The organism is Cellulomonas sp. GbtcB1, assembly GCF_019091725.1.
Lineage (GTDB): Bacteria > Actinomycetota > Actinomycetes > Actinomycetales > Cellulomonadaceae > Cellulomonas.
Window position 1 is genome coordinate 89965 of the sequence record NZ_JAGXJG010000006.1, and the last position, 26117, is coordinate 116081.

Below are 26117 nucleotides of genomic sequence, written 5' to 3' on the forward strand. Positions count from 1 at the left end.
GCGCCCGCCGCCGACCGTCGCGCCCGGGGCGTCCTGGCCGGCGCCGTCGTCCCGCCGCCCCGCCCGGCACGGCTCGCGCTGCGCGCGCTGTCGGCGACCGTCGTGGTGGTCGTCGTCGCCGCGTTCTGGTCGGTCGACATCTCCTGGGGCCGGCTCGCCGACCTGCCGTCCGAGGTCGTCCGCTACCTGTGGCTCATGTTCAGCGCGCCCGACTGGTCGGCGCTGCCCGAGGCCCTGTGGCAGACCTGGCGGTCCGTCGCGATGGCCTGGCTCGGCACGGTGCTCGGCATCCTGATCGCCACGCCGCTCAGCCTGCTCGCCGCCCGGGGCCACGGCCCGGCGCCCGTGCGCGGGGCGCTGCGGCTGGTGTTCGCGGTGATCCGAGCGGTGCCGGAGATCATCATCGCCATCGTCATCCTGTCGGTCACCGGCCTGACCCCGCTGACCGGCGCCCTGGCGCTCGCGGTCAACGGCGTCGGCACCCTCGGCAAGTGGGGTTACGAGGCGATCGAGGGCATCGGCCGCGGTCCCGTCGAGGCGGTCCGCGCCGCCGGTGGGTCCGGCGCCCACGTGCTCCGCTGGGGCGTCTGGCCCGAGGTGCTGCCCGCGTTCGGGTCCTTCTGGCTCTACCGGTTCGAGATCAACGTCCGCTCGTCCGCCGTGCTCGGCCTCATCGGCGTCGGCGGCATCGGTGACATGCTCACCTCCTACACGCAGTACCGGCAGTGGTCGACGGTCGGCGTGCTGCTCGTCGTGGTCGTGGTCGTCACGGTGGCGATCGACGCCGCGTCCGGGGCCCTGCGCCGCCGGATCATGGAGGGAGCCCGTGCCCGTGCCGTCCAGCCCTGACGTCGTCGCGCACCCCACGGTGCGGATCGCCACCGCGCTGCCCACCGTGCTCGCCAGCGAGCGCCGGGTCCTCGAGGAGGTGCTGCACCAGCCCGAGCGGGTCGTGGAGAGCACCGCCCAGGAGGTCGCCGACCGCGTCGGCGTCGGGCGGTCGACCGTCGTCCGCGCCTGCCAGGCCATCGGCTACAAGGGCTACCCGCAGCTGCGCGTGGCGCTCGCGGCCGAGCTCGCCCACCGGGACGAGGAGGTCGACTACGGGTCGAGCGCCCTCGGCCGGCTGCGGGCGGACATCGCGGCGCTCGCGGCTGCCCTGCCGCAGGTGACGGCGGTCCTCGACGAGGACACCGTCGAGCGGGCCGTCGGTGTGCTCACCGGGTCCCGGCGGCTGCTCGTCCTGGCCAACGGCCTGTCCGCGCCGCTCGCCACCGACATGGCCATGCGGCTCACCGCCGTCGGGCGGCCCGCGGATTTCGTCGCCGACTCCATCGGCCAGCAGATCGCCGCGCGCGGCCTCGCGCCGGGCGACGGCTGCGTGGTGCTCAGCGGGTCCGGCGCCAGCGAGGCGACGCTCAAGGTCGCGCGGGCGGCGCGGCAGGGGGGTGCCGCCGTCGTCGCCGTGACGTCGTTCCGCGGGTCGCCGCTGGGCGAGCTGGCGGACGTGGAGCTCGTCGTCGCGCCCGCCGCCACCACCTTCCAGCACGAGCTCGAGCGGACCTCGCGGATCGCGCTCGCCGTGCTGGTGGAGTCGCTGGTGGGCGTCGTGGCGGCGCGGTCCGGGGCGGTCGCGCAGGCGACGCACGACCGGGTGCTCGACATCCTCAGCGACAACCTGGCGGACTGAGCCTGCGCGGCGCCGCGCGGCTGCGCGGCGAGGGGCGCGGCGGTACGGCGAGGGCGTCAGCCCAGGACCTCGACCTCGACCTCCCATGCGAGGTCGTCGAGGATCTCGGCTGCGTGCGTGTTCGCGGCACGAACCGCCGTCTCGAGGTCCGGCGCCTCGCCCCGCAGGTCGAACGTCACCCGCCCGCCGACGAACCCGTCCGGGGCGTCGTCGCGCAGCGCGCCGAGGGCGTCGGCCATGCCGGCGCGGGTCTCGTCGTCGGGCACGTCGGGAACGGTGAGGTGGGCGACGTAGTCGGGCATGGGGGACATGGTGCCCGACGGCACCGACACGGGCCGTGGCTGTGACCTGTGCGGTCGACACCTGGTGGTCCTGGCCCGAGCCGCGCGCGGGAACCCGGATCAGAACGGGGGTGGCGCGTCGTAGGGGTCGGCGGTGGCGTCGTGGCTCTGCCCGGTGCCCGGCCGGGTGAGGTAGCGGTGCCCCGTGGGGGTGATCCACTCGTAGAGACCGGGTTCGATCTGCCGTAGTCGGAACCCGCCGTCGGTCTTGAGGCGGTGGTGCCGGTGGCACAGGGGTCCCAGGTTGTCGGCGTCGGTTCCGCCCAGGGGTGCGTCGGGATCGCCGCCGGGTTGAGGGTGGAACTCCTGGGTGTGGTCGAGCTCGCAGGCGCAGGCCGGGACCCTGCACCCGGGTGCGGCGCAGGTTCGGTCGCGGGTGCGGATCAGGTCGGCCAGGGCGGCAGGTGGTCGGTACCGTTCGCGCCCGACGTCCAGGACCCGGTCGGTGAGCGGGTCGGTGACGACCCGCTGCCAGACCCCGCCGATCGCCAGCGCGCGGGCCTGGACGGCGTCGATGGGGCCGTGGCCGTCGAGGTGGGCTGGCTGGTCGTCCAGGCCGAGCAGGGTGGAGGCGGGGATGGTGATCCGGACCTCGGCGCCGGGGCGGCCGGAGCAGCGGGTGCAGCCGCGGCGCACGGGCCCGGGCGCGGTCGCGGGCGCGGTCGCGGTCGCGACAGCGCTCGGCGCCGGCGCGGTACCGGCGACGACGGGTGCGGCGGTCCCGTTCGGTGTGCCCGATGACGTGGCTCCGAACGGTGCGCTCGGCGCGGTGGCGCCGTAGCTGGCCCGGGTCGCGGGGACGGTCCCGCCCTCGGTGTCGCTCGCGACGGAGGTGTCGGTCGCGACCTCAGCGGCAGTCTCTGCCTCGGCGTCGGTCACGGTCCTGGTCGGGACGTCCGGAACGCCGGGCGGCGAGGCCGGGTGCTCCTGGTCGGGTGCGGGACTTGCGGCGGTGTCGTCGAGCGGGGTCAGGGTCGCGATCGGGATCGGCTCGACCGGGCGGGTGAGCAGCGCACCGTCCCGGTCGATGAAGGTCTCCCCGTTCCATGCCCGCTTCGGCTCCGGCGGCACCGGCAGACCCGGGGACAGGTGGACCTCGAACGCCGGACCATCCGACACGGGGACGTCGCCCACCACCAGGTCGCGCAGGCCGTCGGCGCGCAGCTGATCCAACGTGCGGTCGTCGCCGAGGGCCTTGGCGGTCTTGGCGGCGTGCGTGAGGACCCCGTCGACCCGGAGCGCGTCGGCGGCGTCCAGCACCAGCCACATCGAGGCCATGCCGTCCGCCTGAGGGCGGGGGTGGGAGACCTTCCGGGTGCACCGGGCCCGCTCCCGGCGTGCGGCGGCGCCCTCGGGGTCGACCAACCGGATCTCCCGCGCCACCCGCTGCCGCAGCTCGGCAACGGAGCACTGGTGCGCGTCCGGCAGCACCGCGTCCTCCACCGCGTGCGCGACCTGGAACGGCAGGTCCGCCAACTCTGCGGTCAGGACCTGGGCCTTGGCGGGGTCGAGGTGCCCGACCTCCAGGGCTTCCCGGGTGGCACCGAGCATCCCGTCCAGGACCAGGGCCCGGTGCACGGTCTTCGTCGCGGTCACCAGCGGCCAGCCCAGCCGCATCGCCAGCTCGTCGCCCGCGACGCACGCCTGTGTCGGCGGGGCACCCGCCAGTGGCGACCACTGCGGGCTCATCTCCTCCCGGGAGGCGAGCTCGGCGATCAGGCCGAGGGTCCGGGCGTGCTGGTAGGACTCGATCCGGGTCTGCGCGGCGACCACCTCGACCAGGACCTTCGAGGTCAGCACGCTCGGGTCCAGGTCCCGCAGCCACGCGTCCAGCTCGGGTCCCGGCTCGCAGGAACGGATCGCCTCGACCTGCCGCTGCTCACCGGTCCGCGGCGCTCCACCGGCCGCCACGGCCGGGTCCGGACCGAAGTCGGTCAGGCACGTCCCGTCAGGCCCGTAGACCGGCAGCACGACGGCGGCGACCGGGTCGCCTTCGGGGTGTTCCTGCAGGTCAGATGCCATGGAACGACACTACCGACGGCCACCGACACGACCCCGGCGACCGACGCCCGCCGTGGGGACGACGCACGACCACCGCACCTGTGGACGACTCGGCGCCCGCACGACGCCCGCGCCCGAGCACGCGATCTCCGCACCGAGCGGTCAGCCGCGGGCGTCTCCGCCGACCGGCCCAGCGGGCGCGCTAGGCGGCTCCTCCGAGCCCCGCTTCTCCGTCACTGCCGCGTCCCTCGCCGCCGTGCCCGCCGCCGTCCCCGCTGCATTCTCCGTCCCCGTCGCCTTCTCCGTCCCCGCCGACACCGGCGGCGCCACCTCCGCCGCTGACCCCGGGATCGCGATCGCCGACACCACCGCCCCCGCCGCCATGAGCCCGGCGCACGCCAGCATCGCCACGGGGTGCGCGTCGGCGAGCACGTCCGGGTCGGACAGCCCCGCGCCGACCCCCGCCACCAGGGGCAGCACCGCGACGGCGAGCAGCCCCGCGACGCGCGCGACGGCGTTGTTGGTCGCGGACGCCACCCCGGCCAGGTGGTCGGGCGCCGCGGCGAGCGCGGTGGCGGTGAGCGGCGCGACGGTGAGCACGAGGCCCACGCCGACCAGCAGGACGCCCGGGAGCACGTCGAGCAGGTAGTGCGCGTCCCGCCCGATGCCGCCGAGCAGCACGGCCCCGGCGCCGGCGAGGAGCGGCCCCACCGTCATCGGGATCCGCGGGCCGATCCGGGCGCCGAGGGCCCCGCCCTGCGCCGACAGCAGCAGCATGAGGAGGGTGACCGGCAGCGACGCGATGCCGGCGGCCAGCGGCGACCAGCCCGTCACCACCTGCAGCGTGACCGGGAGGAAGAAGAAGATGCCGGTGAGCGCGGCGTAGACCAGCAGGGTCGCGAGGTTCACCGCGGCGAACGGCCGCCAGCGGAACAGCCGCAGCGGCAGCGCCGGGTGGTCGGAGCGCGCCTCGGCGACGAGGAACCCGGCCAGTGCGAGCACTCCGACCCCGCCCACGGCCAGGACCGGGCCGGTCGGTGTCCCCGCCTCGGACCACGCCGTGAGCGACCAGGTCAGGGCGCCGAGCCCGATCCCCGCGAGCACGGTGCCCAGGACGTCGAGCCGCCCGGAGGCCTCGGGGTCCGCGGACTCGGGGACGAACCGCACGGCGACGACGACCACGAGCGCCGCGAGCGGGATGTTGATGCCGAACACCCAGCGCCAGCCGACCTGCTCGACGATCCAGCCCCCGAGGAAGGGCGCCACCGCCCCGGCGGCCCCGCTCAGCCCCGACCACGCGCCGATGGCCTTCGCCCGGTCGCCGGCCACGAACGTGGCCTGCAGGATCGCCAGCGACCCCGGGGTGAGCAGCGCGCCGCCGACTCCCTGCAGCGCGCGCGCCGCGACCAGCAGCCCGACGGTCGGGGCGACGGCGCAGAGCACCGAGGCGGCGGCGAACGCGACGGTGCCGATGAGGAACACCCGCCGTCGGCCGAACCGGTCGCCGAGCGACCCGCCGAGCAGCAGCAGCGCCGCGAGGGTGAGCGCGTAGCCGTTCACGGTCCACTGCAGCCCGGCGGTCGTGGCGCCCAGGTCGTCGGCGATGGCGGGCAGGGCGATCCCGACGACGGTGCCGTCGAGGAAGACGAGCGCGGACCCGAGGACGGTCGCGAGCAGCGTCCCGCGACCGGCGGGGGACCGCAGCACCAGGCCGGCGGGCGCGCGGTCGGGGGCGTCGGCGGGCACGGGACCTCCCTGCGGCTCGGGCCGTCGGTGCCACCCCCGGAAGACCCGTCGGGCGCCCGCCGTGCCCTGCGACAGTACGACCGACGACCCCCGACGGGCACCCCCGCGCGGGGTGCGGAACCCCTACCCGGCGTGTCGTTCGGTCAGCGGACACGCGCCGCGTCGGGCACAGTAGGCGGGTGGGTGACGTCAGGGACCTTCGTTCGGCGCCGGGTGCGAGGCGTGCTGACGCGCGCGCGGAGCACGACGAGCTGGTCCTCGACGCCCGTCGGTCGGCCCCGCGCGCGGCGCGGCACTGGATCATGCACCGGGTGGCCGCGTCGGGTGTGTCGGGGTCGGCGAACCAGGTGATCGAGCTGCTGACCGGCGAGGTCGTGGCCAACGCCGTCGTGCACGGGCCCGAGCACGGGCGCGTCCGCGTGGCCGTGCGGATCGACCACCGCGGCGTGCGCGTCGCGGTGACGGACGAGAGCCCCGCGCGCCCGCAGGTGCAGCACCCCGCGCCGACCGCGGTCAGCGGCCGCGGCATGGCCCTGGTCGAGGCGCTGTCCCGCACCTGGGGCGTCGACGAGCACGGCGCCGACGGCAAGACCGTCTGGTTCCTGGTCGACCCCGAGGCCGACTGACCCCGGGGCCGTCCACCCCCCCGGCGCCTCCCGCGGCGGCGCGACCGGGACGGGTGCGCCCCGGTCAGCCCGCGCGACCCCCGCCGAGCGCCAGGTCCACGACCAGCGCGCGGTGGTCCGACATGCCGGTGTCGACGGCGACCGGCTCGCTCGACGGCACGACCGGCCCGTCGAGCAGCACGTGGTCGATCTGCCGGTCCGGGACCTCGACGGGGAACGTGTTCACCCGCCCGACGGACCGCCAGCCCGAGACCCGGGCCGGCGTCGCGCCCTCGAGGTTGAGGTCGCCCGTGACGGCCAGCGGCCTCGGCAGGCCGCGGCACGCCCGCACGAGGTGCCTCAGCTGGACGACGTTCCACGCGGTGATGAACGTCAGGTGGGTCGCGACGACGGTGATCGGGCCGTCCGGGGTCTCGACGACCGCGGCGAGCGCGGCCCGCTGCTCGTCCTGCACCAGCGACGGGCGCCGGTTCCCGCGGTGCACCATCGGCACCCGGCGGCGGAGCGTCGGCAGGGTCAGCACCCGCCAGGCGCTGACCGGGTGCCGGCTGAGCAGTGCGATGCCGTAGGCGGCGATCGCCGGCTGGTCCTCGCCGGTGGCGGCGGTCCAGGTGCCGGGGTGGCCGTGCAGCGTGGCGACGAACCGGTGCGCCTGCGCGCCCATCGCCTCCGCCGCGACGGCCGTCAGGTCGGCGCCGTGCGACCGTGGCTGGTCGCGGTCGACCTCCTGGAGCGCCAGGACCTCGGCGTCGAGCCCTCGGACGGCCGAGGCGAACCTGTCCAGGTCCACCTTGCCGTCGGTCAGGCTCCGCCCGTGCAGGATGTTGAACGTCGCGAGTCGCACGTCGGCGATTCTTCCCGTCGCCCTGCGGACGCGCGCGTCGTCGTGCAGACTCCGGGGGCATGACCTCCGACGCCGCGACCGCAGCCGCCGTGGGTGCCGAGGTGGGCCCCGGCGCCGCGGACCCGCCCGACCCGCGCACCGCGCTGCAGGACGCCCTCCGGATGGCGGCCGTCGCGCTGGAGGAGGCGGGGATCCCGTTCGCCCTGGTCGGCGGGTACGCCGCCTGGGCCCGCGGTGCGCCGGAGCCCGACCACGACGCGGACTTCGCCATCTCGGAGGAGGACGTGCCGCAGGCGCGGGCCGCGCTCGCCGCCGCCGGCCTCGACGTCCAGGACCCGCCCGAGAACTGGCTGTTCAAGGCGTTCCACCACGGGGCGCTGGTCGACATCCTGTTCCGGATGGTCGGCGAGCCGATCACGCGGGAGATGCTCGCGCGCTCGGACGTGATGGAGGTGCTGGCGGTCCGGATGCCGGTGCTCGACGCCACGGACATCATCTCGGCGAAGATGCGGGTGCTCGGGGAGCACTACTGCGACTTCACGCGGATGATCGCGATGGTCCGGGCGCTGCGCGAGCAGATCGACTGGGACCGGGTGCGGGCGGAGACCGCGGGGACCCCGTACGGGCGGGCGTTCCTGCTGCTGGTGCACGAGCTGGGCGTGTCGCCGGTGGGGCCCGCCGACCGCTGACGCGAGCGCGTCCGAGAGCCGGGTGCAAGAACCGGCCCCGACGCGACACAGTGGTGGCACAGGCGCGCGCCGACGCGCGCGCCTCGCCACCGACGCGAGGGGAACGCGTGCACAGCGCTCAGCAGCCGGCCGCCGGGACGGACGCCGCCGAGGGGTCGGACGACGTCGCCGGGACGGACGCGCCCGCGCCGTCCCCCGACGTCGCGACCGGGCCGCGCGACGAGCCGTGGTTCGAGGACCTGTTCAGCCGGCACGCGACGGCCGTGCACCGGTACCTCCTGCGCCGCGGTGCGGCGGACGACGCCGAGGACCTCGCGGCGGACGTGCTGACCGTCGCCTGGCGCCGGCGCGCGGAGGTGCCGGACGGCCACGAGCTGCCGTGGCTCTACCGGACGGCGGGCTTCGTGCTCGCCAACCACCGCCGCAAGGGCCGCCCGGTACCGGTGGAGACCGTGCCCGACGAGCCCGACCCGGACGACCCCGCGGTCCTGGCCGTGCGCGACGAGCGGGTGCGCGAGGCGCTCGCCCGGCTCAGCGCCCGGGACCGCCAGGTGCTGCTGCTCACCGCCTGGGAGGGCCTGACGGGCGACGACCTCGCGCTCGTGCTCGGGGTGTCCCGCGGCGGGGCGGACGCCGCGCTGTCCCGCGCCCGGTCGCGACTCCGGGAGGCGTGGGCGGCGGACTGACCGCCCGCGGCCCCGTGGGTCCGCCGGCGCCGCCCGTGCAAGGCCCGCCGGGCCGGCGACACAGAGGGGGTGGACGCGCCCCGCGCCGCACCGGCGGAGGGCGCACGGACCCGAGGAGACCACCGTGGACGAGCACCGCGACCAGCACCCGGACCCGGCCGACGCCGCGGGCCGCGCGGAGGACGAGGCCCTGGCGCGGCTGCGCGCCGCCGACCCCGCCGCGGACGCCCACCTGGACTCGGCGGCGCTGCGGGCCGAGGTCGCGCGCCGGACCGCGGCCGGCGCGACGACGGCCGACCCCGCCTCCGGCCCCGACGGCGACACCGTGGTCGAGCTCGCCCCGCGCCGCCGCTCCCGGTGGCTGCAGGTCGCCGCGGTGGCCGCGGCGGCCGCCGTCGTCGCGGGTGCGGGCGGCTACGCGGTCGGTGCGACCGGCGGCGACGGGGACGCGGTCACGGCCGACGCGCCGATCACCCTGCAGGGCGCCGGCCCCGAGGCGGCGACGGCGATGTCGGGGGCCGCCGACACCGCGGACATGCGGATCGCGCCCTGGTTCGGCGGCCGGGCGGTGTTCACCGCCTCGGGGCTCGCCGACGACGCGGGCTCCGGCCACGCGTGGGCCTTCGACGCCGCGTCGGTGTTCTCCGCGGAGACCGCGGCGCGCGTCGCCGGGGTCCTGGGCGTCGCCGGCGACCCGGTGCAGCAGTACGGCGCGTGGACGGTCGGCCCGCAGGACGGCTCGGGCCCGACCGTGTCCCTGCAGCCCGACGGCACCGCCGGCGTGAGCTACTACGACCCGACGCGCGACCCGTGGTCGTGCACCGCGTCGGCTACCGACCAGCCGGACGGCGCGGCGACGTCGGACGGCTCGGCGGGGACGGCGTCCGAGGGCCTCGCCGCCGGCGAGTCGTCCCCGGAGCCCGGGACCCTGGACCCGGCGCTCGTCGACCCGGCGCTCCCGACGGTCGTCGGCCCGTCCTGCGAGCCGACGGGCGGCCCGGCCCCGGCGGGCGACGCCGCGACCTCGGCCGTGCGGGATCTGCTCGGCTCCCTCGGCGTCGACCCGGACGGCTACCAGTACGAGGTCGTCGACACCGGCGACGCCCGCTCGTCGTCGGTCACGGCCTACCAGGTGCTCGACGGGCAGCAGACGGGCCTGACCTGGTCGGTGACGCTGGTCGCCGACGGGGTGCAGTCGCTCTACGGGTCGCTGGCCCCGCTCGTCGACCTGGGGGAGTACCCGGTCGTCGGCGCGGCGACCGCGGTCGAGCGGCTGAACGACCCGCGGTTCGGCTCCGGCTCCGGCGGCGTCATGCCGCTGGCGCGGGCGGAGGCCACCGACGGCGCCGCGGGGGCCGACGCGTCGTCGTCGGCGTCCGCCGACCCGACGGTGCCGCCGACCGCCACCCCCGGCGCGGCGATCCCCTGGTCGGTGCAGCAGGTCACGATCACCGGGGCCCGGCTCGGCGTCACCCAGGTGTCCGGCGCCGACGGCGCGGCGCTGCTGGTGCCGGCCTACGAGCTCTCCGACGCCGACGGCGCCACCTGGAGCGTCATCGCCGTGGACGAGGGCTCGCTCGATCTCGCCGGGTGACCGGCGACGCGCCCGGCCGCGGAGGGCGGCCGGGCGCGCAGGGGGCGCTGCAGCCCTGACGCGGGCGGGGAGCCGGGAGGGACGGCTCCCCGCCCGCGGTGCGTCCGGGCGTCGGCACCCCGGACCCGGCCCTGCGGTTGCCGACCGGCGCGGGGCACGGGACCGTCGGTGGATGGGACGACGACACGACCGCACCGTGCACCGCACCCACCACCGCGCCGGCCCGGGCCCCGTGCCCGGTGACCCGACCGTCGCGCTCGCGCTGCCCCGCCGCCGCGGGACCGCCGCCGGGCTGCTGCTGCGCAGCGCCGTGCTCGGCGTCGCCGCGGGCAGCCGGGCGTCGCTGGCGCTCGCGGCCCCGGCGCTGGCCGACCCCGCGACCGGGGGGCTCAAGCGCCTGGGCGCCCGGCTGGGCGTCCTCGTCGAGCTCACCGGCGACAAGCTCCCGAGCACCCCGAGCCGGTTGAACCCGCCCGGGCCGCAGAGCCGGGCTGTGGCGGCGGCGCTCGGCGGCGTGGCGCTGGCCCGGCAGCGCGGCCGCTCGGTCGTCCTGCCGGCGGCGACGGCGGCGCTGTTCTCGACCGCGGGCACCTGGGGCGGCGCCGCGTGGCGCGCCTGGGCGGCGCAGCGGGGCCCGGACTACCGCGGGGCGTTCGCCGAGGACGCGGTGGCGCTCACCCTGGCGACCCTGGCCTCGTACACCCGCCGCTGACTCGTCCGCCGAGAGGGCATCCGCCGCGTCGAGCGAGCAGTCGCCGGCTACTCGCTCGACGCGTCGGGTACTCGCTCGGCGGGGGCCTCGCGGGCCCCGCGGGCCGAGCGGGCCCCGCGGGCCGTCGCCACGCGGACGTGCGCCGCCATGCCGCCGTCGCCGAACGTGGGCTCCACCAGCGGCAGCGCCGGGTCCGCCGCCACCAGCGACTCCCAGTCGCCGAGCCGGCGCACCGCGGTCGCCTCCTGCGCGACCAGCACGTCGGCCAGGTGCGCCACGTACGCCGCGCGGTGCTTGTCGACGATCCCCCGGAACAGCGCGAGCCGCCGGGTCATGCTCCGCACGTTCGCGGACGCAGGCGCGGTCCGGTACTCCAGCAGCGGCTCCGGCGCGATCGCGACCCGCCCGCCGCCCGCGAGCATCCCCAGGTACAGGTCCCAGTCCTCGAACCCGGAGCGCATCGCCGCGTCGTACCCGCCGGCCCGGTCCCACGCCGCGCGCCGCAGCACCGCCGAGCCGGGGCAGGCGTTCCGGTGCAGGAAGTCGACGAGCGTCCCGCCGTCCGGCCGCACGATCCCCGACGCCACCCCGAACAGCGCCAGCCAGGACGACGCCGCGACCACGTCGGGGTCGGCGAGCAGCGGCGCGACGCGCGCGAGGAACGTCGGCGCCACCCGGTCGTCGCCGTCGAGCACCAGCACCAGCGGCGCCTGCGTCGCCGCGATCCCGGCGTTCCGCGCCGCGCTCACCCCCGCGTTGTCCTGGCGGAGCACCCGGACGCCGTCGGCACGCAGCCGGTCGAGCACGGCCAGCGACGCGGCGTCCGTCGACCCGTCGTCGACCACCACGAGCTCGGCGCACGGCGCGGTCTGCGCGCGCACCGAGGCGACGGCCTCGGCGACCTGCTCGCGCTGGTCGTGGGCGGTGACGACGACGGCGACCTCCATGCCGGGCACGCTAGCGCGGCGGGCAGCGGCGAGCAGCGGCGAGCAGCCGCGAGCCCCGCCGCCGCGCACAGGCGGATGCGACGCGCCGTGGGATGCGTGGCCCGTGCACGGTCACAGTTGCGTAACAGAGCCCGGGCCGGGCTGGGCTTCCGCGTCGGTGTCTGCCTACTGTGACCGTGCACAGCGAGGTGAGGGAGCAGGAGTGGGATGACGGAGTTCGGCTGGCCGACGCGGGGGATCTCCTACGGCGGCGACTACAACCCGGAGCAGTGGCCGCGCCACGTCTGGGACGAGGACGTCGCGCTGATGCGCGAGGCCGGGGTCACCCTGGTGAGCGTCGGCATCTTCTCCTGGGCGCTGCTCGAGCCGCGCGAGGGGGAGTACGACTTCGCCTGGCTCGACGACGTGCTCGACCTGCTGCACGCGAACGGCATCGCCGTCGACCTCGGCACCCCGACCGCCGCGCCGCCGGCCTGGTTCTACGCGACCTACCCGGACTCGCGCGTCGTCACCCGCGACGGCACCGCGCTCGGCCCGGGCTCGCGCGGCATGGTCTCGCCGTCGTCGCCGGAGTACCGCGCGGCGGCGACGCGGATGGCGGGCGAGCTCGCCCGCCGGTACGCCGACCACCCGGCGGTCGTGATGTGGCACGTCCACAACGAGTACGGCGCCCCCGTCGGCGAGGACTTCTCCCCGGCCTCGGTCGCGGCGTTCCGCGACTGGCTGCGCGCGCGCTACGGCACCCTCGACGGGCTGAACGCCGCGTGGGGCACCGCGTTCTGGGGCCAGGTGTACGGCGAGTGGGAGCACGTCGGTGCGCCGGCCGCGACCGCCTCCACCCCGAACCCGGCGCAGCGGCTCGACTTCGCGCGGTTCACCGACGAGCAGCTGCGCGCGTGCTTCCGCGCCGAGCGGGACGCGATCCGCGCCCACGCCGCCCAGCCGGTGACCACGAACTTCATGGCGCACCAGTCGTACAACACCGACCTCTGGCGCTGGGCCCGCGAGGTCGACGTCGTGTCCGACGACCACTACCTGTGGTCCCCGGACGAGGACGCGCACGTCGGCCTGGCCCTGTCCGCGGACCTGACCCGCTCCGTCGCGCACGGCAAGCCGTGGATCCTCATGGAGCACTCGACGTCGGCGGTGAACTGGCAGGGCCACAACATCGCCAAGCGCCCGGGGGAGATGCACCGCAACGCGTTCACCCACCTGGGGCGCGGCGCCGACGGCATCCTGTTCTTCCAGTGGCGTGCCTCCCGCTCCGGCGCGGAGAAGTTCCACTCGGCGATGCTGCCGCACGCCGGCACCGGGTCCCGGGTGTTCCGCGAGGTCGTCGAGCTGGGCGCGAAGCTCGGCCGGCTCGACGAGGTCCGCGGCTCACGGGTGCAGGCCGACGTCGCCGTGCTCTACGACTGGGAGTCGCTCTGGGCGCAGGACCTCGAGTGGCGGCCCTCGGACGAGCTCGGGTTCCGCGAGCGGGTCCGCGCGTACTACGAGCGGCTGTGGCGGGACGGCGTGACCGTCGACTTCGCGCACCCCGAGGACGACCTGTCCGGGTACCGCCTGGTCGTCGCGCCGTCGTCGTACCTGGTGACCCAGGCGGCGGGGAAGAACCTCGCCGACTACGTCGCCCAGGGCGGCACCCTGCTGGTGTCCTGCTTCGCGGGCGTCGTCGACGAGCACGACGCGGTGCACGAGGGCGGCTTCGGCGCGCCTCTGCGCACCGCGCTCGGGCTGACGGTCGAGGAGTTCCTGCCCGTCCGGCCGCAGCACGAGGTCGCGGTGGACCTGGACGGCACGACGATCCCGACCGCGGCGTGGAGCGAGCACCTGGCGCTGGACGGCGCCGAGGTCCGCGGGACCTACCGCGGCGGCCCGGCGGACGGCCTGCCCGCGATCACCCGGCACGCGCACGGCGCCGGCGCCGGCTGGTACGTGAGCACGAAGCTGGGCGTCGACGCGCTCGCCCCCGTGCTCGCCGCGGTGTACGCGGACGCCGGGATCACGCCGCCGGGGCTGCCCGAGGGCGTCGAGGTCACGGTCCGGCGCGGCGACGCGCACGACTACGTGGTCGCGGTGAACCACCGCGACGAGCCGGTCACCCTCGCGGTGCCCGGCACCGAGCTGCTCTCCGGCACCGACGCCGGGGAGTCGTACGAGGTCGGCGCGGGCGAGGTGGCGGTGCTGCGCACCGCCGCGCGCCCGCAGGGGGGTGGTCGCTGACCGCACGACCGCGGCTGCCGCCCGCCCCGCCGGACCCCTCCGGCGGCCGGGGCGGACGGCAGCCCGTACCGCGGCGGCGCACCGAGCGCCCCCGCACACACCACGGGTCGCGACGACGCGATCGACGCGCGAGCGGCGGCCCTCCTGGAAAGGACGACACATGCGCAGGCACTTCGCAGCCGGCGTCGCCGCAGCGGCGACCGTGGCCCTCCTCGCCGCGTGCAGCGGCGACCCCGCCCCCGCCACGACGGCCGACAGCGGCGCACCCGCGGCCGGGTCGGGCGGCGAGCTCGTGATCTGGTCGGACGCCGAGCGCGCCGAGGCGATCAAGAACGCCGCCGCGGACTTCGAGGCCGACAGCGGCGCGACCGTCACGGTCGTGCAGAAGAACTTCGAGGACCTCCGGGCCGACTTCCTCGCCCAGGTCCCCACGGGCGAGGGCCCGGACATCACCGTCGGCGCGCACGACTGGCTGGGCGAGTTCGTCGAGTCCGGCGTGGTCGACACGATCAGCCTCGGCTCCCGCGCCGACGACTTCGAGCAGGTCACGCTCGACGCCTTCACGTACGACGGCCAGCTGTACGCGCTGCCGTACGCGCAGGAGTCCGTCGCGCTGATCCAGAACACCGCGCTGGTGGGCGACACCGCCCCGCAGACGTTCGACGAGATGATCCAGATGGCGACCGACGCCGGCTTCGCCGACCGGCCGTTCATCCTCTACACGAACGGCGCCGAGGGTGACATGTACACCTCGTACGCCTTCCAGACGTCGTTCGGCGCCCCCGTGTTCGTCCAGGACGAGGACGGCTCGTACACCTCCGAGGTCGGCATGGGCGGCGACGCCGGCCTGGCCTACGCCCGGTGGATCCACGAGAACGGCTCGGCCGGCACCGGCTACTTCACCGACACCGTCGACTACGACATCGGCAACGAGCTGTTCGCGACCGGCCAGTCGCCGTTCATCATCCAGGGCCCGTGGACCATCCCCACGTACCAGGACGCGGGCGTCGAGGTCGCGGTCAGCCCGATCCCGTCGGCCGGCGGCGGCACCGCGGCGCCGTTCGTGGGCGTGCAGGGCTTCTACCTGTCGGCGCAGTCGTCCAACGCGCTGCTCGCGAACGACTTCCTCGCGAACTACGTCGCCACCGACGAGGCGCAGCAGGCGCTGTACGACGCCGACCCGCGCATCCCGGCGCTCACCGCCGTGGCCGAGCAGGTCAGCGACGACCCGGTCATCGCCGGCTTCCTCGCGTCGGCGCAGAACGGCGTGCCGATGCCGAACATCCCCGAGATGGGCGCCGTCTGGGACTTCTGGAACGCCGCGCAGATCGCGCTGATCACCGGCCAGGACCCCGACAGCACCTGGACCTCCATGGTCACCAGCGTCGAGTCCGCGATCGGCTGACCCCCCGGGTGCGGGCGGGGCGTGCGCGCCCCGCCCGCACCACCGGCACCACCCCGGGCCGCGCGCCCGCCCCCCGGGACCCGCGCCCGCCACCACCCGCACGAGGAGCAACGATGTCCGTCGGCACGAGCACCGCCGAGCACCCGCCCGGGACCCCGCCCGACCGCTCCGGCGAGCCGGGCTCCCCGGAGCCCCGCGAGTCGCACGCCCGCGCCTGGCGCGGCCTCGGCTGGGGCTTCGCCGTGAAGCTCCTGCTGATGATGGTGGTCAACGCGGGCGGCGTGCTGGCGATCCTGTCGGCCTACCGGGCGGGCGCCTGGGTGGTGCTCGCCGCGCTGGTCGTGCTGCTCGCCGCGGCCGACTGGATCTACTTCGCCCGCCGCGCGCTGCCGCTGAAGTACCTGTTCCCCGGCCTGGTGTTCCTCGCCGTGTTCCAGATGTTCACGCTGCTCTACACGGGCTACGTGGCCTTCACCAACTACGGCACCGGCCACCTGGGCAGCATGCAGCAGGCCGTCGACGCCGCCCTGATCCAGGACGAGCGCCAGGTGGAGGGCTCGCCGGAGTACCCGCTCGCGGTCGTGCGGGACGGCGACGCGCTCGGGTTCGCGGTCAACGACGACGGCACCGTCCGGGTCGGCACCGCCGAGGAGCCGCTGGACGCGGTCGGCGGCGCGCAGGTCGACGACCGCGGCACGCCCGTCGCGGTGCCCGGCTGGGAGGTCGTGCCGCGGGCCCAGCTGTACTCCGACACGGACCTGCAGGCCGAGGTCGTCGCGCTGCGCGTCCCGGTCTCCGACGACGCCGAGGACGGCTCGCTGCGCACCCGCGAGGGCACGACCGCCGCGGTGTACACCTCGCGGCTGGTCTGGGACCCCGACGCGCAGACGATCACCAACACCGAGACCGGCGCCGTCTACAGCCCGAGCGACCGCGGGCAGTTCGTCGCCGAGGACGGCGAGCGGCTGGCCGCCGGCTGGTACGTCAACGTCGGGTTCGACAACTTCGTCCGGGCCTTCACCGACGCGAGCTACGCGGGGCCGCTGCTCAAGGTGGCCGTGTGGACGTTCGCCTTCGCGATCCTCACGGTGCTCACCAGCTTCGGGCTCGGCCTGCTGTTCGCGCTGATCTACAACGACCCGCGCATCCGCGGCCGCAAGGTGCTCCGGACGCTGTTCATCCTCCCGTACGCGTTCCCGGCGTTCATGTCCGCCCTGCTGTGGCGCGGCATGCTGAACTCCGAGTTCGGCGTCATCAACGACTGGTTCTTCTTCGGCGCGGACATCGGCTGGCTCTCCGACCCGTGGCTGGCGAAGGCCGCGATCCTCTGGGTCAACCTCTGGCTCAGCTACCCGTACTGGTTCCTGGTCACCACGGGCGCGCTGCAGGCGCTGCCGGGCGACGTCATGGAGGCCGCCCGGGTCGACGGCGCCGGGCGCTGGCGGCAGTTCCGGTCGATCACGCTGCCGATGCTGCTCGTGTCGACCGCCCCGCTCGCGATCGCGTCGTTCGCCTTCAACTTCAACAACTTCACGATCATCTACATGCTCACCGGCGGCGGACCGGCCTTCCCCGGCGCCAGCACGCCGATGGGGTCGACCGACATCCTGATCTCCGCGATCTACCAGATCTCCGGGGTCTCGGGCGGCCGGGCCGACTACGGCCTCGCCAGCGCCCTGTCCATCGTGGTGTTCGTCGTGATCGGCGTCGTCTCCGGCCTGGCGTTCCGCCGGACCCGCAAGCTCGAGGAGATCTGAGATGGCTCTCGCGAACCCCGCGCAGCGGACCGCCGCCCCGGCCGCCGGCCGCCCGACCCGCGCCCGCCGCACGCGGTGGTGGGCGGAGATCGGCTGGAAGTACCCCGTCGGACTCGTCATCGTGTTCTACGCGGTCTTCCCGCTGGTCTACGCGCTGTCCGCCGCGCTCGACCCGTCCGGCTCGCTCGCCGGGTCCAGCTCGCTGTTCCGCACCGTCGGCCTGGACAACTTCGTCGCGCTCGGCGACACCCTCTACTGGACCTGGGTCGGCAACACCCTGCTGATCGGCGGCGTCGCGTCGTTCGGCGCGGTGCTCATGGGCGCCGCCGCGGCCTACGCGTTCTCCCGGTTCCGGTTCCAGGGGCGGCGCGCGTCGCTCACCTCGCTGCTGATCATCCAGATGTTCCCGCAGACCGTGGCGTTCGTCGCCGTGTTCCTGCTGCTGATCTCGCTGGGGAACGTGATCCCCGCGCTGGGCGTGAACTCGCGGGTCGCGCTGATCTGCGTCTACCTGGGCGGCGCGCTCGGGGCCAACACGTTCCTCATGTACGGGTTCTTCAACTCAGTGCCCCGGGAGATCGACGAGGCCGCGCGCATCGACGGCGCGACGCACTCGCAGATCTACTGGCGGCTGATCATGCCGCTCGTGACGCCGATCCTCGCCGTCGTGGCGCTGCTCGCGTTCATCTCCGCGTTCGGCGACTTCATCCTGGCGCGCATCGTGCTGACGAGCGAGGAGAACTGGACGCTCGCGGTCGGGATGTACCAGTGGGTGTCCAACCAGCTGACCTCGCGGTGGGGGCTGTTCGCGGCCGGCGCGGTCGTCGGCTCGATCCCGGTGCTCGCGCTGTTCCTGTCGCTGCAGCGGTACATCGTCGGCGGCCTGTCCGCCGGCTCCGTGAAGGGTTGACGTGCCCGTAAGGTCAGGGGTCGTGGACACGACCGCGCGCCGACGCCCGACGATCCGCGACGTCGCCGCGGCCGCCGGCGTCTCACGCGGGACCGTGTCCCGGGTGCTCAACGGCGGGCACTGGGTGTCGCCCGAGGCGCTCGCGGCGGTGCAGGAGGCCATCCGCTCGACCGGGTACTCCGCGAACCAGCACGCGCGCAGCCTCGTCACCGGCCGGTCCAACTCGGTGGCGTTCCTGCTGACCGAGCCGCAGCACCTGCTGTTCGAGGACCCGACGTTCTCGATCCTGCTGCGCGCGGCCGCCGAGGCGCTGGCCGCGCGGGAGATGCCGCTGCTGCTCATGGTCGCCGGCAGCCAGCAGGAGCGGCGGCGGATCACCGACTACGTCGCCGCCGGGCACGTCGACGGCGTGCTGCTCATCTCGTCGCACCGGGGCAACCCCGTCGTCGGCGAGCTGCTGCGCCAGGGCGTCCCGACGATCGCCTGCGGCGAGCCGCTGGGGTACGAGGACCGGATCGGCTGGGTGTCCGCGGACGACGCGGGCGGCGCGCGCCGGATGACCGAGCACCTGCTGTCCCGCGGCCGGACCCGGGTCGCGACGATCACCGGGCCGATGGACACCCCGGGCGGGTTCCGGCGGCTCGCGGGGTACCGGTCCGCGCTCGGGGACCTGTACGAGGACGACCTGGTCGCGCACGGCGACTACACGCGCGCCTCCGGGCAGGCGGCCATGCGCGAGCTGCTGGAGCGGCGGCCCGACCTCGACGCCGTGTTCGTGGCCTCCGACCTCATGGCCGCGGGCGCGCTCGTCGCGCTCCGCGAGGCCGGGCGGTCCGTGCCGGGCGACGTGGCGGTCGGCGGCTTCGACGACTCCGGGCTCGCCGCGACGCTGGAGCCGGGCCTGACCACGATGCGGCAGCCGTTCGAGCGGATCGCGTCCGAGATGGTGCGGCTGCTGCTCGAGGTCGTCGAGGGGGCGGAGCCCGCCCGGATCACGCTGCCGACCTCGCTGGTGGAGCGGGCCTCGGCCTGACGGCGCGCCGCGAAGGGCGCCGCCCGCTGCCACACTCGGGAGATGGCCGCTGTCTCCGACGCCGAGCTCGCCGCACACCTCCGCGCCGCCCTCGACTGCCCGCTGACCACCGCGGGGTTCGCGGCCGCGCAGGTCGGTGCCGAGGCCGGCGGGGTGTCGTCGATCCACTGCGCCGACGCCCGGCGACTCCTCGCGCGGTACCCGTTCACCGCCGTTGCCGAGGACAGCCCGGACGACGGCGCGTGCACCGACCTGTACGTCGTCGTGGAACGGGGCGACGTCCCGCGCGTGACCGAGGCCCGGCTCAACGGTGTCGACGTCCCGGACCTGTTCCGCGCCGCGGGGCGGGACGACCTCGCCCACGCGGCCGCGGACCTCACCGCCCGCGACGCCCGCGACGCGCTCACCCGGCTCGGCGCGTGGCTGGCCGACGTGTTCGCCTCCTGACGCGGTGCCCGCCGCGGGGCCGCGCCTGCCACACTCGGGGAATGGCCGACCGTCACGCGCTGATGCTGCTCGACTCCGCGTCCCTGTACTTCCGGGCGTTCTACGGCGTCCCCGACTCCGTGAAGGCGCCCGACGGCACGCCGGTGAACGCGGTGCGCGGCCTGCTCGACATGATCGCCCGGCTGGTCACCGACCACCGGCCGGACCGGCTCGTGGCCTGCTGGGACGAGGACTGGCGACCGGCGTTCCGGGTCGCGGCCATCCCGTCGTACAAGGCGCACCGGGCGGTCGGCGGGGCCGAGGCCGCGGCGGCCGCGTCGTCCGACGGCGTGGCGGTGGCCGAGGAGGTCCCGGACGCGCTGGCGCCGCAGGTGCCGGTCATCGCCGAGGTGCTCGCCGCCCTCGGCATCGCCCGCGCGGGCGCCGAGGGCTACGAGGCCGACGACGTGATCGGCACCCTCACCGCGCGCGAGGTGGCGCGCCTGGCGGGGGAGCGGTCGCCGGTGCTCGTCGTGACGGGCGACCGGGACCTGTTCCAGCTCGTCGACGACGAGGCGCCCGTGCGGGTGCTCTACACGATCCGCGGGATCAAGGACATCGAGGTCGTCGACGCCGCGCGGCTGCGCGAGAAGTACGCCGTGGCGTCGGGGAGCGCCTACGCCGACATGGCGGTGCTGCGCGGCGACCCGAGCGACGGCCTGCCCGGCGTGGCCGGCATCGGGGAGAAGACCGCCGCCGCGATGCTCGCGAAGTACGACGACCTGCCAGGGCTGCTGGCCGCGCGCGACGCCGGCGACCGCGGGCTCACCGCGACCCAGCGGCAGCGCCTCGTCGCCGCCGACGACTACCTGGCGGTCGCGCCCGGGGTCGTGCGCGTCGCCGCGGACGCGCCGGTGCGGCTGGCGGACGGCGCGCCGCCGGCGGGCCCGGACGCGTTCGCGCTGCCGCGCGAGCCCGTCGACGGCGCGGCCCTGGTCGACCTCACGGCCCGCTGGGGCCTGGAGTCGAGCGTCCGCCGGGTGCTGACGGCCCTGGCCAACCGCTGACGCGCGGCCCTGCCGCTCCACCTACGGTTTCCTGCGCGGCCGCACGCGATCGTCGATGGGCGGGCAGGGAAGCGTAGGCCGCGTGCTGCGTCGCCCCGGGCGCAGGAGAAGGGGGGTCACCGCCCCCCGGTGACCCCCCTCGCGGTGCGGCCGGCCCTGGATCCCCCCGGCCCGTCCGCACCGCCCTCCCGCGCCGGGCTGCGGCGCCCCAGGGAGCGGACGACCCCCGCGTCCGCACCGCCGCCGCGCGCCCTGCGCGCCGACCCGTCGCGCCCGGTCCGGGCGCGACGGGCGCGTCTCAGCGCACCTTCAGCACTCCGATCGTCAGCGTCGGGGTGTACCCGCCGTCGCCGGTGTACAGCGCGGTCACCGTGGTGGTCCGGCTGACGGCCGGCAGGGTGACCGTGGCGGAGCCGTCGGTCAGCGCGACGGTGGCGACGGGCTTGATGCCCGCCAGGACCGTCACCTTGCCGCCGGCGGCCGGGGCGCCCTCGGGCCCCGCGACCGTGACCGTCACCGCGGGCGTGGCGCCCCGGGAGACGGTCCACGACGGCGTGTCCAGGCTGATCGTCGGGACGGTCGCGAGCACCCGGTAGGAGCGCTGGGTCTGCGAGCCGTCGACGTCCGCGCTGCCCGTGTACACCGCGGTGAGGGTGTGCGACCCGGACTTCAGGTCGCGGGGCAGGGCGATCGTGGCGGTCGCCTGGTTCCCCTCACCGGCGGTGAGCTCGCCGGTGGCCAGGACCGTGCCGCGCTCGCGGATCTCCACGGTGCCGGCCGGGACCGCGCCCTGGCCCGTGACGGTCACCGTCGCGCTGACCTCGGAGCCGTACCGGCCCGAGTTCTGCGACAGCGTGACCTTCGTGGTGGAGCCCGCCTTCTTCACGTCGACCGTCACCGGCGCCGACTCCGACCCCGCGAACGCCGCGGTGTCCGGCGTGAACACCGCCGTCAGCGCGTGCGCCCCGCCGCCGAGCCGGACGGTCGCCGTGGCGGTCCCGCCCGAGACGGCCGCTGTCGCGACCTCGGTGCCGTCCGCGCGGAACGACACGGTGCCGGTGGCCTCGGCCGGCGCCACGGTCGCGGTCAGCGTCAGGTCCTTGCCGACCTTCGCCGGCCCGGTGACCTTCAGCGTGGTGGTGGTCGCCACGGCCTCCGGCACGGCCACGTCGAGCACCTGGGCCCGCGTCGTCGGGGCGGCGTTGTGGCTGTGCAGCACCAGGAGCTGGTCCGCCGGGGCGGCCGTGGTGGCCGAGCGGTGCACCGTGAGCTCGGTGGCGTCGGACGCCGCGAACCACAGGGCGTCGGTCACGCCGCCGTCGAACCAGTACGGCGGGTCGAACGGGTCCACCGTGAACGGCTCAGTTGCGTCGACCTGGCCGCTCGGGTCGGCCGCGTAGTCCGAGGACGTCCAGACCGTGACGGCCGGGGTGGCCCCGGGCTCGAGGCCGAGCGCGGCGATCCCGACCGGCGCGACCAGCACCGAGTTGTCGAACACCGTGGTGTCCACGTCGCCGAACGCGCCGTTCACGCCCTGGACGTCGAGCACCTCGCCGGTGTCGTAGTCGAAGGTCGCGGCGACGGTGACGTCGGCGGCGTCGCTCAGCTTCTGCACGACGGTCTGGGCCTCGGGCGTGCCGTCCCGGTCGACGTCCCAGTCGATGACGGGGAGCACGGCCTGGCCGAGCGTCGCCCAGTCGCCGTCCACCGCGATGCCGACGCCGAGGTAGCCCTCGGCCGGGTCCCCGCCCGCGGCCGCCTGCTGCGGCGCGGTGGAGGTCCAGCCGACCCAGCGCAGGTCTCCCGAGGCCACCGCGGAGTCCGAGGTGACGAAGCCGGGCACGTCCTCGAGCTTCGGGCTGGTGGCCCCGAGGGCCAGCGGCGCGACCAGCGAGGTCCAGCCGCCCGAGTCGACGCCCCGGCCCGAGAGGGTCAGCGCGGCGGTGCCGGCACCGGCGTCGGCGAACGACACCGGGTCGGCGGTCAGCTCGGAGACGAGCCGCGGCGCGGCCTGCACCGGCACCCGGAGCTCGGCGTCGCCCGAGGTCAGGACGAGCCGGCCGGACAGCGACGCCACGTACTCGCGCGGCACGCCGCCCTGGGTGGTCGCCTGCGTCGGGTCGATCTCCCGCTCCAGGGTCGCCGGGTCGGCGGTGAGCGTCAGCGTGACCAGCCCCTGCTGGCCGGCGGGCACCGTCAGCGTCGCGGGGGAGGTGGTGATCGTCGCGCCGCCGGTGGTGGTGGCCGCGGCGAACGCGGTGTCGTAGGTGACCGGCTCGGTGCCGGTGTTCTGCACCGTGACGGTCTTCTTCAGCGTGACGGCCTCGGCGCCCACGTCCACGACGCCGAAGGTCACGGACACCTGGTCCGGGTCCTCCGAGCCGTAGGCGAGCACGGTGTCCGCGACCGCGGCGCGCGCGTCGACCCGGCCGGAACCGACCCGCTGCGGGCCGTAGGCCGTGCCGGACTGGTTCGCGCCGGTCCACACGTCGTGCGTGGCGGTGTTCATCACCGCGGCCTTGACCTGCGCGGGCGTCCAGCCGGGCTGGGTCGCCCGGACCAGCGCCGCGATGCCGGCCACGTGCGGCGAGGACATCGAGGTGCCGGACAGCGACTGCGCGTCGGCGCCGGTGCCGGAGGCCGCCGAGAAGATCAGCGTGCCGGGCGCCGCGACGTCGGGCTTGATGATGCCGAGCGAGCCGTGCGCGCCGCGGGACGAGCCCGGGTTGAGGGCGTCGCCGATCTCGTCGGACGTGACCGAGGCCGCGAGCGACGGGCCGATGTGCGCGACGACGCCGCCGGCCTGGATCAACGGGAGCAGCGCGTCGGTGGACGACGCGGTGAGCTGGGCGCCCGGGATGGTCGCGTTGCCCGCGATGCCCGCCGAGAACACGGTCGACTCGGTGCCGATCAGCACGCCGACCGCACCGGCGGCCTCGGCGTTGTTCCACCGCGCGCCGGAGCCGCACGCCCGGGTGGCGTCGTCGTCGTCCCACCACAGGTAGACGATGTTCCCGGTGATCTCCGCCGCGCGGTCCGTCAGCGGGGTGCAGCCGTCCACGCCGTCGCCCAGGTAGACGACCGGGGCGGTGACGTCCTCGGTCCCGGCGTAGGAGATGGAGTTCTGCGCGGCCCAGGTGCCGACGGCGGCCGGGTCGGGCGCCTCCGTGACCTCGACGCCGTCGTAGGTCTGCGGGCTGCCGACGGAGTTCGCGACGGTCAGGCCGGAGGCCGCCGAGCCGGGCGAGCCGCCGACGTCCGTGATGTCGGACGAGTTGCCGGCGGACAGCACCGCGAGGGTGCCGAGGTCGGACAGCCGGTCGATCAGCAGGTTGTCCGGGTCGTCGGACGGGGTCGCGGAGGCACCGAGCGACAGGTTGACCACGTCGAGGTGGTCGCCGAAGTCGCCGTCGCCGTCGGGGTCGGCCGCCCAGTCGAGGGCGAGGCCGGTGAGGTCGGTGGACCCGCCGATGTCGCCGAACACCTTGAGGGCGTAGATCCCCGCGCCGGGCGCCGAGCCCGGGCCGACCTGCCAGTCGGACAGGTCGGTGAGCGTGGCGTAGTCGCCGGTGAAGGTCGTGCCGTCCGGCTGGACGCCGTAGCCGGCGGCGGTGCCGGCGACGTGCGTGCCGTGACCCGAGTTGTCCGACGTGTACAGGCTGTCGATCGGGTTGTCGTCCGGCGTCGGCGTCAGCGTGGCGCCCGGGAGCTCGGAGTTCGGGTCCGCGTCGTACAGCGGGCCGGCGAAGTCGTACCCGCCCAGGTACTTGGCCGGGTCGAACAGGCCCTCGGGGACCGGCTGCGTGCCGTCCTCGCCGTACGCCTGCTGGTAGGCCTCGACCGTGCCGGGGCCGCCGAAGTCGGCGTGCGTGTAGTCCAGGCCGGTGTCGATGACGCCGATCCGGACGCCCTCGCCCGTCTGGCCGGTGTCCTGCCACACCTGCAGCGCGCGGGTGAACGCGTCCGTGGAGGAGTTGTCGGCGGTCTTGGTGGTCACCCGGTACACCGCGACGACGTCGTCGGAGGCGGCCAGGTCCCGGACCTGCGCGGCGTCGCCGGTGACGAGCGTGCCGGCGACCAGGTTGGACAGCGTGGCGATCCGCTCCGGCGCGACCGCGGCGGTGCGGGCGGCGGGGTCGGACTCGGCGGGGACGACGGCCTCGGCGACCTGCTCGACCTGGGCGGTCGCGGCCTGGACCGCATCCGCGTCGCCGCCGTCCTCCGCGACGTCGAGGCCCGAGGGCGCGTCGAGCTGCACGAACGCGGTGACGGTGCCCTCGGCGTCGGCGAGGCCGGAGGAGACCTTGTCCTCCGTGCCGGCGAGCACGTCGTCCGACGCGACCGGGTCCCCCGCACCCGCGGCCAGGCCGGGGTCGAGCGGCAGCGGTGGCGACGCGGCGCCCGGCCCAGCGGCGGAGGCGGCGGTGCCCCCGAGCGTGGTGGTGGCGGCCAGCGCCAGGACGGTCAACGAGGCACGGAGCGAGCGACGCGTCATGGGAATCCGTTCGTCGGGCAGGATGCAGAGGTGCACCGCGGCATGACTTGGCGTCATGCGTGACGGTGACTGCGGCCTCACGCTACAAACTTCTGGGCGATTCGTCACGGTTTCGCCACACATTGGCCTTCCAGCGCTTGCACAGGCGTCGCTAGCATGGGTGATCCGGGTCACCGAGGCAGCGGCACCGCCGCCGCGCCGGCCGGGCGGCACGAGGGGGCCGCCGGCACCCGGGTCGTGTGGGGATCGCGTGAAGATCGCCCGCCGGATCGTCACGGGATCTTCGCGGATCGGTCGCCGGGCCCTTGAAGGACCCCGAGGTCCGCTGCCTAACCTCGTCGACCGTGAGTGAACGCATGCCCGCCGCGCGGAGCTCGTCCCGCGGCAGGCACGCAGCCCCGCGCGTCGAGCGCGACCTCGCGGCACCGGCCACCGCGACGACACCCACGCCCGCCTTCCCCGGGGAGGTGGGCGCGGTCGTGCCCACCGGCCGGACCGACGCACGCCAGCCCGCCCCCGCGGAGCCCGGCGCGTCGACCGCCCCGTCCCCGATCGAAGGTGCAGCACCCCCGCCCGTGACGTCCTCCCTCCACGACACCAGCGCCCCCTCCTCCACCACCGGCCCGGCCGACGGCACCCCCTCCGCCGCCGGCGCCCCGGCCGTCGCGGCGACCCTCCGGGCCCGCGGCCGCCGCGCCGCCGGGCCCGCGCAGGACGGTCCCACCGACGCCGCGACCCCCGTCGCGGTGATCGCCGTGACCCCGGCGGCGGACCGCGCTCCCGCGGACGCCGACCGCGCCGACGCAGCGGCCCCCGCCGACGCCACGCCGACCCCTGCCGACGCGGCCGACACCGTCGCCCCCGCCGACGCCACGGCGGTCCCCGCCGACGCGCTCCCGACCCGCCGGTCGTCCGCCGCCGC

At 75.9% G+C, this 26117-nt stretch carries 20 protein-coding genes and 1 pseudogene; 15 read left to right on the forward strand and 6 right to left on the reverse strand.

What is annotated here, in order from left to right:
• Window positions 1-78: 78 nt before the first annotated feature.
• Together phnE and KVT14_RS03990 are read left to right on the forward strand one after the other, a co-directional pair.
• Window positions 79-849, forward strand: coding sequence for a phosphonate ABC transporter, permease protein PhnE (gene phnE / locus KVT14_RS03985; RefSeq protein ID WP_254630369.1), 771 nt, complete (start codon window positions 79-81; stop codon window positions 847-849).
• Window positions 833-1690, forward strand: a complete 858-nt coding sequence (locus KVT14_RS03990; protein ID WP_217614469.1) for a MurR/RpiR family transcriptional regulator — start codon at window positions 833-835, stop codon at window positions 1688-1690. The genes phnE and KVT14_RS03990 overlap by 17 nt, the downstream gene beginning before the upstream one ends.
• 56 nt (window positions 1691-1746) lie before the next feature.
• On the opposite strand, the gene KVT14_RS03995 is transcribed toward KVT14_RS03990, so the two are convergent.
• The 3 genes from KVT14_RS03995 to KVT14_RS04005 all read right to left on the reverse strand — a co-directional run bounded on the left by KVT14_RS03995 (window position 1747) and on the right by KVT14_RS04005 (window position 5778).
• Window positions 1747-1992: a hypothetical protein gene (locus tag KVT14_RS03995; protein ID WP_217614470.1), complete on the reverse strand. Its 246-nt coding sequence runs from the start codon at window positions 1990-1992 to the stop codon at window positions 1747-1749.
• A 99-nt stretch (window positions 1993-2091) separates the two neighbouring features.
• Complete coding sequence (locus KVT14_RS04000; RefSeq protein ID WP_217614471.1) at window positions 2092-4053, reverse strand: HNH endonuclease signature motif containing protein; 1962 nt, start codon at window positions 4051-4053, stop codon at window positions 2092-2094.
• 141 nt (window positions 4054-4194) lie between these two features.
• The gene (locus KVT14_RS04005; protein WP_217614472.1) at window positions 4195-5778 is read right to left on the reverse strand and encodes a DHA2 family efflux MFS transporter permease subunit; all 1584 of its coding nucleotides are present in this window, start codon (window positions 5776-5778) and stop codon (window positions 4195-4197) included.
• 179 nt (window positions 5779-5957) lie between these two features.
• Between KVT14_RS04005 and KVT14_RS04010 the strand changes: the two genes are divergently transcribed.
• Window positions 5958-6404, forward strand: coding sequence for an ATP-binding protein (locus KVT14_RS04010; protein WP_239198962.1), 447 nt, complete (start codon window positions 5958-5960; stop codon window positions 6402-6404).
• A 64-nt stretch (window positions 6405-6468) separates the two neighbouring features.
• On the opposite strand, the gene KVT14_RS04015 is transcribed toward KVT14_RS04010, so the two are convergent.
• Window positions 6469-7248 (reverse strand): endonuclease/exonuclease/phosphatase family protein, encoded by a 780-nt coding sequence (locus KVT14_RS04015; protein WP_217614473.1) that lies wholly within the window; start codon window positions 7246-7248, stop codon window positions 6469-6471.
• 59 nt (window positions 7249-7307) lie between these two features.
• Here KVT14_RS04015 and KVT14_RS04020 point away from each other — a divergent pair, with 59 nt between their 5' ends.
• The 4 genes from KVT14_RS04020 (at window position 7308) to KVT14_RS04035 (ending at window position 10929) form a co-directional block, all read left to right on the forward strand.
• A complete protein-coding gene (locus KVT14_RS04020; protein ID WP_147794384.1) occupies window positions 7308-7937 on the forward strand; it encodes a nucleotidyltransferase family protein in 630 nt (209 codons plus the stop codon).
• A gap of 239 nt (window positions 7938-8176) precedes the next feature.
• On the forward strand, window positions 8177-8623 hold the full coding sequence (locus KVT14_RS04025; protein ID WP_254630374.1) for an RNA polymerase sigma factor: 447 nt from the start codon (window positions 8177-8179) through the stop codon (window positions 8621-8623).
• A 124-nt stretch (window positions 8624-8747) separates the two neighbouring features.
• The gene (locus KVT14_RS04030; protein ID WP_217614475.1) at window positions 8748-10217 is read left to right on the forward strand and encodes a hypothetical protein; all 1470 of its coding nucleotides are present in this window, start codon (window positions 8748-8750) and stop codon (window positions 10215-10217) included.
• Window positions 10218-10389: 172 nt separating this feature from the next.
• A complete protein-coding gene (locus tag KVT14_RS04035) occupies window positions 10390-10929 on the forward strand; it encodes a hypothetical protein (protein WP_217614476.1) in 540 nt (179 codons plus the stop codon).
• 47 nt (window positions 10930-10976) lie between these two features.
• Here KVT14_RS04035 and KVT14_RS04040 read toward each other — a convergent pair whose 3' ends face one another.
• A complete protein-coding gene (locus tag KVT14_RS04040; RefSeq protein ID WP_217614477.1) occupies window positions 10977-11876 on the reverse strand; it encodes a glycosyltransferase family A protein in 900 nt (299 codons plus the stop codon).
• A 207-nt stretch (window positions 11877-12083) separates the two neighbouring features.
• On the opposite strand from KVT14_RS04040, the gene KVT14_RS04045 reads away from it, so the two are divergent.
• The 7 genes from KVT14_RS04045 (at window position 12084) to KVT14_RS04075 (ending at window position 20700) form a co-directional block, all read left to right on the forward strand.
• On the forward strand, window positions 12084-14102 hold the full coding sequence (locus KVT14_RS04045) for a beta-galactosidase (RefSeq protein WP_217614478.1): 2019 nt from the start codon (window positions 12084-12086) through the stop codon (window positions 14100-14102).
• Between the two features lie 160 nt (window positions 14103-14262).
• Window positions 14263-15507: a maltose ABC transporter substrate-binding protein gene (locus KVT14_RS04050; RefSeq protein WP_217614479.1), complete on the forward strand. Its 1245-nt coding sequence runs from the start codon at window positions 14263-14265 to the stop codon at window positions 15505-15507.
• Window positions 15508-15620: 113 nt separating this feature from the next.
• Complete coding sequence (locus tag KVT14_RS04055) at window positions 15621-17264, forward strand: ABC transporter permease subunit (RefSeq protein WP_217614480.1); 1644 nt, start codon at window positions 15621-15623, stop codon at window positions 17262-17264.
• 1 nt (window position 17265) lies between these two features.
• Window positions 17266-18174: a sugar ABC transporter permease gene (locus tag KVT14_RS04060; RefSeq protein WP_217614481.1), complete on the forward strand. Its 909-nt coding sequence runs from the start codon at window positions 17266-17268 to the stop codon at window positions 18172-18174.
• A 22-nt stretch (window positions 18175-18196) separates the two neighbouring features.
• The gene (locus KVT14_RS04065; protein WP_217614482.1) at window positions 18197-19207 is read left to right on the forward strand and encodes a LacI family DNA-binding transcriptional regulator; all 1011 of its coding nucleotides are present in this window, start codon (window positions 18197-18199) and stop codon (window positions 19205-19207) included.
• Between the two features lie 42 nt (window positions 19208-19249).
• Window positions 19250-19654: a hypothetical protein gene (locus KVT14_RS04070; protein WP_217614483.1), complete on the forward strand. Its 405-nt coding sequence runs from the start codon at window positions 19250-19252 to the stop codon at window positions 19652-19654.
• Between the two features lie 41 nt (window positions 19655-19695).
• On the forward strand, window positions 19696-20700 hold the full coding sequence (locus tag KVT14_RS04075; protein ID WP_217614484.1) for a 5'-3' exonuclease: 1005 nt from the start codon (window positions 19696-19698) through the stop codon (window positions 20698-20700).
• 298 nt (window positions 20701-20998) lie between these two features.
• Here KVT14_RS04075 and KVT14_RS04080 read toward each other — a convergent pair whose 3' ends face one another.
• Entirely contained in the window at window positions 20999-25195 is a 4197-nt protein-coding gene (locus KVT14_RS04080; protein ID WP_217614485.1) for a S8 family serine peptidase, read from the reverse strand.
• A gap of 575 nt (window positions 25196-25770) precedes the next feature.
• Between KVT14_RS04080 and KVT14_RS04085 the strand changes: the two are divergent.
• Window positions 25771-26117, forward strand: a pseudogene (locus KVT14_RS04085) (hypothetical protein); the annotation flags it as partial.

Excerpts from the sequence above, each read along its gene's own strand:
- KVT14_RS04070 (WP_217614483.1), top strand. The coding sequence starts at position 19,250 with ATGGCCGCTGTCTCCGACGCCGAGCTCGCCGCACACCTCCGCGCCGCC.
- KVT14_RS04020 (WP_147794384.1), top strand. The coding sequence starts at position 7,308 with ATGACCTCCGACGCCGCGACCGCAGCCGCCGTGGGTGCCGAGGTGGGC.
- KVT14_RS04035 (WP_217614476.1), top strand. The coding sequence starts at position 10,390 with ATGGGACGACGACACGACCGCACCGTGCACCGCACCCACCACCGCGCC.
- KVT14_RS03995 (WP_217614470.1), bottom strand. The coding sequence starts at position 1,992 with ATGCCCGACTACGTCGCCCACCTCACCGTTCCCGACGTGCCCGACGAC.
- KVT14_RS04060 (WP_217614481.1), top strand. The coding sequence starts at position 17,266 with ATGGCTCTCGCGAACCCCGCGCAGCGGACCGCCGCCCCGGCCGCCGGC.
- KVT14_RS04045 (WP_217614478.1), top strand. The coding sequence starts at position 12,084 with ATGACGGAGTTCGGCTGGCCGACGCGGGGGATCTCCTACGGCGGCGAC.
- KVT14_RS04040 (WP_217614477.1), bottom strand. The coding sequence starts at position 11,876 with ATGGAGGTCGCCGTCGTCGTCACCGCCCACGACCAGCGCGAGCAGGTC.
- KVT14_RS04000 (WP_217614471.1), bottom strand. The coding sequence starts at position 4,053 with ATGGCATCTGACCTGCAGGAACACCCCGAAGGCGACCCGGTCGCCGCC.
- KVT14_RS04080 (WP_217614485.1), bottom strand. The coding sequence starts at position 25,195 with ATGACGCGTCGCTCGCTCCGTGCCTCGTTGACCGTCCTGGCGCTGGCC.
- KVT14_RS04075 (WP_217614484.1), top strand. The coding sequence starts at position 19,696 with ATGGCCGACCGTCACGCGCTGATGCTGCTCGACTCCGCGTCCCTGTAC.
- KVT14_RS04050 (WP_217614479.1), top strand. The coding sequence starts at position 14,263 with ATGCGCAGGCACTTCGCAGCCGGCGTCGCCGCAGCGGCGACCGTGGCC.
- KVT14_RS04055 (WP_217614480.1), top strand. The coding sequence starts at position 15,621 with ATGTCCGTCGGCACGAGCACCGCCGAGCACCCGCCCGGGACCCCGCCC.